Annotated in this window: 10 protein-coding genes; 6 read left to right on the top strand and 4 right to left on the bottom strand. The window is 69.2% G+C overall.

Going from position 1 to position 11,089, the window contains the following annotated elements; genetic code table 11:
- Positions 1-36 precede the first annotated feature (36 nt).
- Positions 37-1,182: a serine hydrolase domain-containing protein gene (locus tag V6M42_RS05925; RefSeq protein ID WP_332677799.1), complete on the top strand. Its 1,146-nt coding sequence runs from the start codon at positions 37-39 to the stop codon at positions 1,180-1,182.
- 157 nt (positions 1,183-1,339) lie between these two features.
- Here V6M42_RS05925 and rarD read toward each other — a convergent pair whose 3' ends face one another.
- Both rarD and V6M42_RS05915 read right to left on the bottom strand, forming a co-directional pair.
- Positions 1,340-2,272 (bottom strand): EamA family transporter RarD, encoded by a 933-nt coding sequence (gene rarD, locus V6M42_RS05920; protein ID WP_332677797.1) that lies wholly within the window; start codon positions 2,270-2,272, stop codon positions 1,340-1,342.
- A 131-nt stretch (positions 2,273-2,403) separates the two neighbouring features.
- Positions 2,404-3,450 (bottom strand): aspartate-semialdehyde dehydrogenase, encoded by a 1,047-nt coding sequence (locus V6M42_RS05915; protein ID WP_332677795.1) that lies wholly within the window; start codon positions 3,448-3,450, stop codon positions 2,404-2,406.
- Positions 3,451-3,615: 165 nt separating this feature from the next.
- Here V6M42_RS05915 and zapE point away from each other — a divergent pair, with 165 nt between their 5' ends.
- The 3 genes from zapE to V6M42_RS05900 all read left to right on the top strand — a co-directional run bounded on the left by zapE (position 3,616) and on the right by V6M42_RS05900 (position 5,797).
- Positions 3,616-4,728 (top strand): cell division protein ZapE, encoded by a 1,113-nt coding sequence (zapE, locus tag V6M42_RS05910; RefSeq protein ID WP_332677793.1) that lies wholly within the window; start codon positions 3,616-3,618, stop codon positions 4,726-4,728.
- A gap of 75 nt (positions 4,729-4,803) precedes the next feature.
- Positions 4,804-5,316: a YbjN domain-containing protein gene (locus V6M42_RS05905; RefSeq protein ID WP_332677791.1), complete on the top strand. Its 513-nt coding sequence runs from the start codon at positions 4,804-4,806 to the stop codon at positions 5,314-5,316.
- A 37-nt stretch (positions 5,317-5,353) separates the two neighbouring features.
- On the top strand, positions 5,354-5,797 hold the full coding sequence (locus tag V6M42_RS05900; RefSeq protein ID WP_332659885.1) for a lysozyme inhibitor LprI family protein: 444 nt from the start codon (positions 5,354-5,356) through the stop codon (positions 5,795-5,797).
- A gap of 64 nt (positions 5,798-5,861) precedes the next feature.
- Here V6M42_RS05900 and V6M42_RS05895 read toward each other — a convergent pair whose 3' ends face one another.
- Positions 5,862-6,638: a DUF3313 family protein gene (locus V6M42_RS05895; protein WP_332659883.1), complete on the bottom strand. Its 777-nt coding sequence runs from the start codon at positions 6,636-6,638 to the stop codon at positions 5,862-5,864.
- A gap of 209 nt (positions 6,639-6,847) precedes the next feature.
- The gene (gene mdh / locus V6M42_RS05890; protein ID WP_332677788.1) at positions 6,848-7,810 is read right to left on the bottom strand and encodes a malate dehydrogenase; all 963 of its coding nucleotides are present in this window, start codon (positions 7,808-7,810) and stop codon (positions 6,848-6,850) included.
- 181 nt (positions 7,811-7,991) lie between these two features.
- On the opposite strand from mdh, the gene V6M42_RS05885 reads away from it, so the two are divergent.
- Both V6M42_RS05885 and katG read left to right on the top strand, forming a co-directional pair.
- The gene (locus tag V6M42_RS05885; protein ID WP_332677786.1) at positions 7,992-8,771 is read left to right on the top strand and encodes an EcsC family protein; all 780 of its coding nucleotides are present in this window, start codon (positions 7,992-7,994) and stop codon (positions 8,769-8,771) included.
- Between the two features lie 95 nt (positions 8,772-8,866).
- On the top strand, positions 8,867-11,089 hold a 2,223-nt coding region (katG, locus tag V6M42_RS05880; RefSeq protein ID WP_332677784.1), incomplete at its 3' end, for a catalase/peroxidase HPI.

Genomic DNA, 11,089 nt, shown 5'->3' with positions numbered 1-11,089 from the left:
GGTGACGGGCCGGTCCGGGGCCGGTAGGACATTCGCATGACCACCCTCCCCGACATCCACGGCGTCTGCCCGCCGCGCCTCGCCGCCGTGAAGGACGCCTTCGCCGCCAATTTCACCGACGCGCCCGAGGGGCTGAACGAACAGGCGGCGCGGTTCAGCGTCTGCGTCGGCGGCGAGACGGTGGTCGACCTGTGGGCCGGATGGGCGGATTCGGCGAAGACGGTTGCGTATGACGAACGCACGCTGACGCCGGTGTTCTCGACCGGCAAGGCGGTGATGTCGCTGCTGATCGCGACCTGCGTCGAGCGGGGGCTGCTGGATTACGAGCGGCCGGTGGCGAGCTACTGGCCGGCGTTCGGCCAGGCGGGCAAGGAAGCGGTCACCGTCGGCCAGATGATGAGCCATCAGGCGGGGCTGCCGGGCTTTTCGGAGACGGTCGACCCGGCCATCTGGTTCGACCGCGAGGCGGTGCTGGAGCGGCTGACGGCCCAGGCGCCGATGTGGCCGCCGGGGACGGCGTCGGGCTATCATCCGATCACGATCGGCTTCCTGGCGGGCGAGCTGTTCCGGCTGGTCGACGGGCGCAGCATGGGGACGGCGTTGCGCGAGGATTTCGCCGGGCCGTTCGGCCTCGATCTGTGGATCGGCCTGCCCGAGGCCGAGCATGGCCGGGTGGCGGCGCTGCGCAAGCCCGCCTCGGCGCCCGACCTGGGAACCATAGACGCGATCAAGACCTCGGCCTTCCTCGACAAGGGGTCGGCGCCGGGCGGACGCGGCTCGACCGAGTGGCGGACGATGGAGATGCCCTCGGCCAACCTGCACGGGACGGCGCTGGATCTGGCGCGGATCATGGGGGTGCTGGCGAACGGCGGCGAACTGGACGGCCGGACCGTTCTGTCCCCGGGCGTGCGGGCGCAGATGCTGCGCGAGCGGATCCACGGCCGGGACAAGGTCGTGCCGTTCGACGTCAGCTGGGCGGCGGGGCTGATGCGCAACGAGGGTCTGCACATCTTCGGGCCCAATCCGACGGCGGTGGGCCATTGCGGCTGGGGCGGCAGCTGCGCCTTCGCCGATGCGGACGCCGGGGTGTCGGGGGCCTATGTGATGACGCGGCAGTCGCCCTATCTGGTCGGGGACCCGCGGGCGCAACGGTTGATCGGGGCGTTGTACGAGGGACTTTGAGCCATGTCCGGCCGTCATCCTCGGGCTTGACCCGAGGATCAGACGTTGGGCCATGCGGTAGGGCGGAGGCGGCCCCGCGAACGTAATCGCATGACCTTCGACGGCGCACCGGACGGTCTGATCCTCGGGTCAAGCCCGAGGATGACGGGATGGAAGGTTACGCCGGTTCCGCCGACCGCTTCAGGGCCTCGCGCGCCGCGCGGTGGCGGAAGAAGGCGGCGGCCGCGAAGACGCCGGCGCCGCCCCAGATGAAGACGAAGCTGATGACGCGCAGCGGCGTCAGGGCCTCGCCGGCCCAGACGCCGACGGCGAACTGGAGCGTGGGGGCGAGGAACTGGATGAAGCCGATGGTCGACAGCGGCAGGCGCCGCGCCGACCAGGCGAACAGGGCCAGCGGCAGGACGGTGGCCGGGCCGTTGGCGAGGGCCCACAGGGTGTTGCCCGGGCTGTCGAAGGCCACGCCCGCGCCCGTGTGCTGCAGCCACAGCACCCAGGCGAGGCCGAACGGGACCAGCAGCAGGCATTCGACCAGCAGGCCGGCCTGGGCGTCGACGGGCGCGCGTTTGCGGATCACGCCATAGCTGGCGAAGCTGAGGGCCAGGACGATGGAGATCCACGGCGGGCGGCCCAGGGCCGCGGTCTGGAAGGCGACGCCGACGGCGGCCAGGCCGATGGCGACCCAGCCCCATTTGTCGATCTTCTCGCGGAACAGCCACAGGCCCACGACCATGTTGAGCAGCGGGTTGATGTAGTAGCCGAGGCTGGCCTCCAGCGTCGCCTCATGGGTGGTGGCCCAGACGTAGAGGCCCCAGTTGACCCCGATCAGCAGGGTGGAGACCGTCAGCCAACCCAGCGTCTTCGGCGAGGCGAAGACGGCGCGCACCTGACCGCCCTGACCGGCCAGCACGACCAGCAGGCCCGCCACCGCCACGGCCCACAGGGCGCGGTGGGCGAGGATCTCGAAGGCGTCGAAGCCGACCGCGTGCTGGCCCATGAACAGCAGGGGCATGAAGCCCCACATGACATAGCAGCCGAAGGCGGAGAGCAGGGCGGCGCGGGGGGCGGACGGAGCGGAGGGGGTGGGCGCCATGGCGGCTTCCTGAACCGTCATTCCGGGGCCGCGAAGCGGAACCCGGAACCCAGGAGGGCGGATGCGGTCCTGGGTTCCGGATCAGGCCTTCGGCCTGTCCGGAATGACGGTGAGATAGGGGGAGGCAGGGTTCAGACGGTGATGCTTCGATACCCGGACGACGGCCTGATCATGCCCGTTTCGTCCAGCAGCTGGGCGATCTGGACGGCGTTCAGGGCCGCGCCCTTGCGCAGGTTGTCGGAGACGATCCACAGCGACAGGCCGTGCTCGACGGTCGGGTCCTTGCGGATGCGCGAGACATAGACGGCGTGTTCGCCGGCGGCGTCGACGGGGGTGATGTAGCCGTCGTGCTCCTGCTTATCGATGACCATGACGCCGGGGGCGTCGCGCAGGATGGCGCGGGCCTCGTCGGGCGAGATGGGACGGTCGAACTCGAGGTTCACGGACTCGGAGTGGCCGACGAAGACGGGCACGCGCACGCAGGTGACGGTCAGCTTGATGCCGGGATCGAGGATCTTGTGCGTCTCCTTCCACATCTTGGCTTCCTCGTCGGTGTAGCCGTCGTCGAGGAAGGACCCGATGAAGGGGATGACGTTGAAGGCGATCTGTTTCGGGAACAGCTTGGGACGGGCGTCGCCCAGGCCGTAGATGGCCTTGGTCTGGTTCCACAGCTCGTCCATGCCCGCCTTGCCGGCGCCCGAGACCGATTGATAGGTCGAGACCACGGCGCGTTTGATCTTCGCCGCGTCATGCAGGGGCTTGAGGGCCACGACCAGCTGGGCGGTCGAGCAGTTGGGGTTGGCGATGATGTTCTTCTTCGACGCCAGCTTGATGGCGTCGGGGTTCACTTCCGGCACGATCAGCGGCACGTCCGGGTCCATGCGGAAGGCGGACGAATTGTCGATGACCATGGGGCCGGCCGCGCCGATCTTCTCGGACCACAGGCGCGAGGCGTCGCCGCCGGCGCTCATCAGCACCAGGTCGACCTTCGAGAAATCGAACAGCTCGATGTCCTCGCATTTGAGGGTCCTGTCGCCCCAGGACACCTCGACGCCCTTGGACTTGCGCGAGGCGACGGCGTGCATTTCCTCGACCGGGAAGTTCAGTTCCTCGAGGATGTTCAGCATTTCCCGGCCGACGTTGCCGGTGGCGCCTACGACGGCGACTTTGTAGCCCATGGTGGTGTCCTTCGGACGCGCTATCGCTCGGCTCGCGGAGCCTCGCTGCTTGAGCGCAGGGTGGTGTTGGTCCCCGGCGTGCCGGAGCGTGGCGTCTATGTGGGCTTTCGCGGGCGCGAAGCAATCGCTTTTCAGCGGGAGCCGGCCCGGCTAAGCCCGAGAACGATGCCCTCACGCATACGCACCGCTTATGACCGTCGTTTGGCCGACGGCCGGCTGACGCCCGATCCGTCGCAGGTCGTGGTCGTCGACGCCCTGTCGCGGCTGGAGAAGGACCTGCGGAAAAAGGCTCCGCTGGGCGGGCTGTTCGGCCAGAACGAGGTGCGGGGCGTCTATCTGTGGGGGCCGCCGGGGCGGGGCAAGTCCATCCTGATGGACCTGTTCTTCGCCTGCGCGCCCGAGCCGCGGAAGACGCGGGCCCATTTTCACGCCTTCATGGCCCGGGTGCACGACCTGATCGGCCAGTGGCGCAAGGGCGATGCGAAGACGCGCAGGAAGGTGTTCGGCCAGTCGAAGGGAGACGACCCCATCAGACCGGTGGCCGAGCTGATCGCATCCGAGGCGCGGCTGCTGTGTTTCGACGAGCTGCAGGTCACCGACATCGCCGACGCCCTGATCCTGGGCCGGCTGTTCGAGGCGCTGTTCGAGCAGAATGTGGTTCTGGCGGTGACGTCGAACCGGGCGCCGGACCAGCTGTATCTGAACGGGATCAACCGCGAACTGTTCGTCCCCTTCATCGACCTGATCGAGGAGAAATGCGTCGTCGTCAGCGTCTCCGGCACGCACGACTGGCGGCTGGACCGGCTGATGGGGGACAAGGTCTGGTTCTCGCCTTCCGATGCGGCCTGCCGCGCCGCGTTCGAGGCGCTGTGGTCCGACCTGAAGGGCGACCAGCAGGAATGTCCGGCGCATCTGAAGGTGCAGGGCCGCGACGTCGTCATCGAGCGCACCGACGGCGGGCTGGCGCGCGCGACCTTCGCCCAACTGTGCGGGACGGCGCTGGGGCCGCAGGACTATCTGGCGATCGCCGAGCGGTTCCACACCCTGTTCGTCGAGGACGTGCCCGTGCTGGGGCCGGCCAACCATCATGAGGCGCGGCGGTTCGTGACCCTGATCGACGCCCTGTATGAAGCGGGGACGCGGCTGGTCGTCCTGGCCGAGGCGGCGCCCGGGGCCCTGTACCGGAAGGGCGTCGGCGCCTTCGAATTCGAGCGGACGGTGTCGCGCCTCAACGAAATGTCGGGCGCGGAGTGGCTGGCGCGCGAAAGAACGTCGTAAGGTGGCCGCCACAATTCCGCTGGGGACGCCCAGCCATCATGGGGTCCACAGATCGTGACCGTCCTGGAGAGCTTCATGCGCCTGCCCGTCCTGTTCGCCGTCCTCGCCCTCGGCGCCGCCTCGCCGGCCCTGGCCCAGACTCCCGCGGCGCCGGTCACCACCAAGGGGGTGGTCGTCGCCGACGCCCGGACCTGGCTGATCGGACTGGGCGGTTCGGTGGCCGAGCCGACGGCGGCCGAAGGGGCCCAGGTCCTGACCGTCGCGGACCAGCCGCTGCCGTGGACCCTGACCTTCTACAACTGCGCGGCGGGCAACCTGTGCGACGACGTGCAGTTCAGCGCCGTCTTCTCGGGGCCGATCACGGCCGACCAGATCAATGAATGGAACCGCAACAACCGCTATCTGAAGGCCTTCTTCGTGCCCGGCGCGACGCCCGATGCGGCCGGCGCCATCGCCCAGTACGACGTGGTGCTGACGGGTGTGGGCACGGAGCATCTGCAGGAGCCGACCGTGATCTGGCTGCAGATGCTGCGCCAGTTCGCCCAGAGTCTGGCGCAGGCGGCGGGTCCGGCTCCGGCGGCGCAATAAATCCGGCGACCGGCGTTCGGCGTGCTAGCGTCGGCGAATGATCACGCTTCTCATCGCCGCCCTGCTCTCCGGCCAGGACTACAACGATCCCGCCAATCGCTGCGCCAACCCCATGAGCGGGCTGGACGTCAGCGCCTGCATCGAAATGCTGCTGAACGCAGAGACGGCGCGAATGGACCGATATCTGGCGGCGGCGAGCGCGACGCTTGAGGGCCGCAAATCGGAGTCCGGGGAGGATTTCGCCGCGACCCTGGCGGAGAGCCAGACGCAGTGGGAAGCCTATGCCGACGCGGCCTGCGGCCTGGCCAGGGATGCGTCCCGCTATCTCGAACAGGACTGTCGGAGCGGGCTGACGCAGGAGCGGACGCTCTATCTGTGGACGTATTTCCTCGTCCAGGACGACGGTCCCGCCCTCCTGGACCAGCCCGAACCGCTCACGGTCGAGACCGCTCCCGAACCGGCGGGCGAACCCGGGGACTGAAAAAGGGCCCCGGAGCGATCCGGGGCCTTCGTCGCTGCGGCGCGGTCCGCGCTATCGCGGCCGCCTATTCCTGCGGCCGGACGCCCTGCACTTCCGGCACGTAGAGGCCGGTGACCAGCCGGACGAGGAAGCCGGCGCCCTGGTCGCGGGGGCCGAACCGGGCGCAGGGGTCCGGGTCGGAGATCGGACGGACCGTCCGGTCCTTGGGGGCGAAGCTGTCGCCGACCTGATCGCCGAACACCTCAGCGAACTGCAGGGCGTCGCCGACGCGGGACAGCGAGGGGGTGTCCATGCCGACCACGTTCGCGGACCGCGCCCATGCGACCGCCGCCGCCTGAACGCCCGCGGCCGCGATGAGCTCGGCCTCGGCGGCGAGGGCGCCGGTCGAGCCGGGCACGCGCACGCCGAGCGGACCGGGAATGAAGGCGTTGGCGACGGCGGCGGCGCCCGAGGACACGGGCTCGGTCGGGGTGATCCGCGTGATGGCGACGCGCACCCGGGCGGCGTCCGTGTCGCCGGCGGGCAGGACGGTGAAGCGTTCGCTCAGTTCGTAGCAGACCTGCCGGTCCACCTCGCCCAGCACCAGGGCGACGTCGGCCGGCGCGAGACCCTCGGCGGCGCCGGCGACCAGTTGGGCCGGCTCGATGACGATGCGATCGATGCCTGCGGACGCGGCCTCGTCGCGCCGGTCGCGCACCGCGACCCGGAGCGTGCCGGGCTTGGTCTTCAGGCCGTCATAGGTGGTGAGGAAGCCGGCGTCGCCGACGGGCGCCGTCTGGCAGGCGGCGAGCGACAGGGCGGCGCCCGCGCACAGGGAGACCCGAAGCAGGGTTGACGTCATCTGGAAAGGTCCTGACCGAAGTACAACGAGCGGTTGGAGAGCCGCGACGATGACCTGTACGAGTCGGGAGGCGGCGCGGATGACCTCCGGGCGTCTTTTCCGGCGTTCACGGCGGGCGGGCGCGTTCAGCGGCTGATCCACGGCGCGGCGCAGACGAAAAAGGCCCCGGATCGCTCCGGGGCCTTTTCTGTTGTCGCGGGCGTGAGGCCCTAGGCGAGGCTGCCGTCGATGTCCTTGCAGGCCTGGATCAGGCCGTTCACCGACTCGACCGACTTGGCGAACATGGCCTTTTCGTCGTCGTTGGTGGTGAACTCGACCACCTTCTCGACGCCGGCGGCGCCGATCATGGCGGGGACGCCGACGTAGAGGTCTTTCAGGCCGTACTCGCCCGACAGCCAGACGGCGCAGGGCAGGACGCGCTTCTGGTCCAGCAGGTAGGACCTGGCCATGGCGATGGCCGATTCAGCCGGGGCGTAGAAGGCCGAGCCGGTCTTGAGCAGGGCGACGATCTCGCCGCCGCCCTTGCGGGTGCGGTCGACGATGGCGTCCAGTTCGGCCTGCGACAGGAAGCCGGCCTTGACCGCGTCGGGCAGGGGCAGGCCGCCGATGGTCGAGTGGCGCACCATCGGCACCATGTCGTCGCCGTGGCCGCCCAGGGTCCAGGCGTGGATGTCCTGCACCGAGACGCCGGTCTTCTCGGCGAGGAAATACGCAAAGCGGGCCGAGTCGAGCACGCCGGCCATGCCGACGACCTTCTCCTTGGGCAGGCCCGAGAATTTCTGCAGGGCCCAGACCATGGCGTCCAGCGGGTTGGTGATGCAGATGACGAAGGCGTTCGGGGCGTGCTGTTTGATGCCCTCGCCGACGGCCTTCATGACCTTCAGATTGATGCCGATCAGGTCGTCGCGGCTCATGCCCGGCTTGCGCGGCACGCCGGCGGTGACGATGCAGACGTCGGCGCCCGCGATGTCGGCGTAGTCGTTGGCGCCCTTCAGCGAGACGTCCGCGCCGATGACGGCGGTGGCCTCGGCGATGTCCAGCGCCTTGCCCTGGGGGGTGCCCTCGGCGATGTCGAACAGGATGACGTCGCCCAGCGCTTCACGCGCCGCCACGTGGGCCAGGGTGCCGCCGATCATGCCGGCGCCGATAAGGGCGATCTTCGCGCGAGCCATATGGTTCTCTCTCTTGTTTGGCCTACCGCGCTTCGCGCTGCTTGAGGCCGTTTTGTTGGGGCCCGTCGCGCTTCGCGCTACTTGAGGCCGGCTGCTAGAGTGGGGGAGGAAAAGGGTTGGCGGCGGTCTAGACCCGCGCGCTTTCCCCTGCAACCGTGACGCCGCGTCACCCGGAGCCGTCATGGCCAGCCTGCCCGAAATCATCGCCGCCGAGGACACGCCCGCCGACCTGATCACGGTCCTGGACGAGACGACGGTGCGCGCCGAGGTCGCGGCGTGGCGGGCGAAGGTGCTGAAGCGGCCGGGGCTGTGGGACCGGGCCACGCGCGGGACGCAGGAGCGGATCAACAAGGTCATCCCCGAGCGGGTGCATGCGATCATCACCGCCGGCGTCGAGGCGATGACCAAGGGGATATTGTTCGGCTCGGACCTGATCCAGACCCGGCCGCGGGCCGAGGGATCGCTGGCGGCGCGGGAGCTGCGGGCGCGGGCGATGATCAGGACGTATCGCACCACGGCCAGCGTCGAGGGCGGCGTCGCCGGGGCGGGCGGCTTCGTGCTGGCCGCGGCGGACTTTCCGGCCCTGATGGCGATCAAGGTGCGGATGCTGGGCGATGTCGTCGGCGCCTATGGCTGGGGCGGCGATACGGTGCGCGAGCGGCTGTTCGTGCTGCACATCTTCCATCTGGCCTTCGCCAGCGCGAAGCGGCGGCCGGAGGCCCTGGCCGAGCTGGAGCGCTGGATCGCCGGCGTGGATCAGCCCGAGGCGATCACCGAGTACGACTGGCGGAAATTCCAGATCGAGTACCGGGACTATATCGACCTGGCCAAGCTGGCCCAGCTGATCCCCGTCGTCGGCGCGCCGATCGGGGCGGTGGTCAACTGGCGGCTGGTCGACCGGCTGGGCGAGACGGCGATGATGGCCTGCCGGATGCGGTGGATGGCGGAAAGCAGCCTATAACTTCAGCTGTTCCTGACAACAAAGTTTATCGATTTTCCTTCCCGATAACGCAGGCCTAGGCTCCTTCCAATCGCGCCCAGACGCAGGAGGAAATCATGGACGGACAAGCCGGCGGCCCCACTCCCCTGAACGATCCGAAGAAGGAGCCCGCGGCGCTGCGGACCCTGCTGGGGCGAAACAATCGCGACTGGTGGCCCAACCACCTGACCATGGACATCCTGCATCAGCAGGGCCGGTCGGGCGATCCGATGGGCGACGGCTTCAACTATGCGGAAGCCTTCAAGAAACTGGACTACGCCGCGGTCAAACGCGACCTGACGGCGCTGATGACCGACAGCCAGCCCTGGTGGCCGGCGGACTATGGCCACTACGGGCCGTTCTTCATCCGCATGGCCTGGCACTCGGCGGGCACCTATCGCACCGGCGACGGGCGCGGCGGGGCCAATGCGGGGCAGCAGAGGTTCGCGCCGCTGAACAGCTGGCCGGACAACGGCAACCTCGACAAGGCGCGGCGCCTGCTGTGGCCGATCAAGCAGAAATACGGGGCGAACCTGTCGTGGGCCGATCTGATGATCCTGGCCGGCAATGTCGCCATCGAGAGCATGGGCGGTCCGGTGTTCGGCTTCGGCGGCGGCCGGGCCGACGTGTGGGAGCCCGAGAAGGACGTCTACTGGGGCACCGAGGAGGAGTGGCTGGGCGCCACCCGCATCGACGAGGAGGCGGGCAAGGCGCTGGAGAGCCCGCTGGCGGCGATCCAGATGGGGCTGATCTACGTCAATCCCGAAGGGCCGGCGGGCAGCGCAGACGCACTGAAGTCGGCGCGGGACATGCGCGAGACCTTCAGCCGCATGGGGATGAACGACGAGGAGACGGCGGCCCTGACGGCGGGCGGCCACACCTTCGGCAAGGCGCACGGGGCGGGCGACGCCTCCAAGGTCGGCGCGGCGCCGGAAGGGTCCGACATCGCCCAGCAGGGTCTGGGCTGGCAGTCCGGCCATGAAAGCGGCATGGGCGACCACACCATCACCTCGGGACTGGAAGGCGCCTGGACGCCGACGCCGACGAAGTGGGACATGACCTTCTTCGACATGCTCCTGGACCACGACTACGAGCTGGTGCGCAGCCCGGCGGGAGCCAAGCAGTGGCAGCCGGTCGGCAATCCGGACGAGACGCTGGCGCCGGGCGCGCACAGTCCGCAGCGCAAGGTCCCGACCATGATGACCACCGCCGACATGGCGCTGAAGGTCGATCCCGGATACCGCGCGATCATGGAGAAATTCCGGGCCGATCCGGACTATTTCGCCGACGCCTTCGCCCGCGCCTGGTTCAAGCTGTGCCACCGCGACATGGGGCCGAAGGTCCGCTACCTCGGACCGGAAGTCCCGGCCGAGGACCTGATCTGGCAGGACCCGATCCCGAGGCGCACGGGACCGGTGATCGGCGCCGCCGACATCAGGACCCTGAAGCAGGCGATCGCCGGGTCGGGGCTGTCGGTCGCCGACCTGGTCCGGACGGCCTGGGCCGCGGCCGTGACCTATCGCGGCTCGGACCATCGCGGCGGCGCCAACGGCGGCCGGCTGCGGCTGGAGCCGCAGCGCAGCTGGGACGTCAACGAGCCGGAGAAGCTGGCGCGGGTGCTGAAGGTCTATGAGGACATCCGGGCGGCGTCCGGGACCAATGTCTCCATCGCCGACCTGATCGTGCTGGGCGGTTCGGTCGGGGTCGAACAGGCGGCGAAGGCGGCCGGTCAGTCGATCGAGGTCCCCTTCACGCCGGGCCGCACCGACGCCTCGCAGGACCAGACCGACGTCGAGGGCTTTGCGGTTCTGGAGCCCAAGGCCGACGGCTTCCGCAACTATCTGTCGGTGCGGTTCAACGTGCCGACCGAGGAGCTGCTGGTCGACCGGGCCCAGCTGCTGGGCCTGACGGCGCCGGAGATGACGGTGCTGGTCGGCGGGCTGCGTGTTCTGGGCGCCAACCACGGCGCGTCGAAGCACGGGGTCTTCACCGATCGCCCGGGCCAGCTGACCAACGACTTCTTCGTCAACCTGCTGGACATGCGCACGGCGTGGAAGGAGGTCGACGATAGCGGCGACGAGACCTTCGTCGGCACGGACCGGATCACCGGCGAGCGGCTGTGGACGGCGACGCGCACCGACCTGGTGTTCGGCTCCAACTCGCAGCTGCGGGCTCTGTCGGAGGTCTACGCCTCGGCCGACGCGGGCCAGAAGTTCGTGAAGGACTTCGTCGCCGCCTGGACCAAGGTGATGAACGCCGACCGCTACGACATCACCCTGGACGAGGAATTCGGCGTGGCG

This window comes from Brevundimonas sp. (assembly GCF_036677305.1).
In the GTDB taxonomy this organism is placed as follows: domain Bacteria; phylum Pseudomonadota; class Alphaproteobacteria; order Caulobacterales; family Caulobacteraceae; genus Brevundimonas.
Note: the sequence above shows the minus strand (reverse complement) of the source record. Positions and strands in the feature narration are given on the sequence as shown.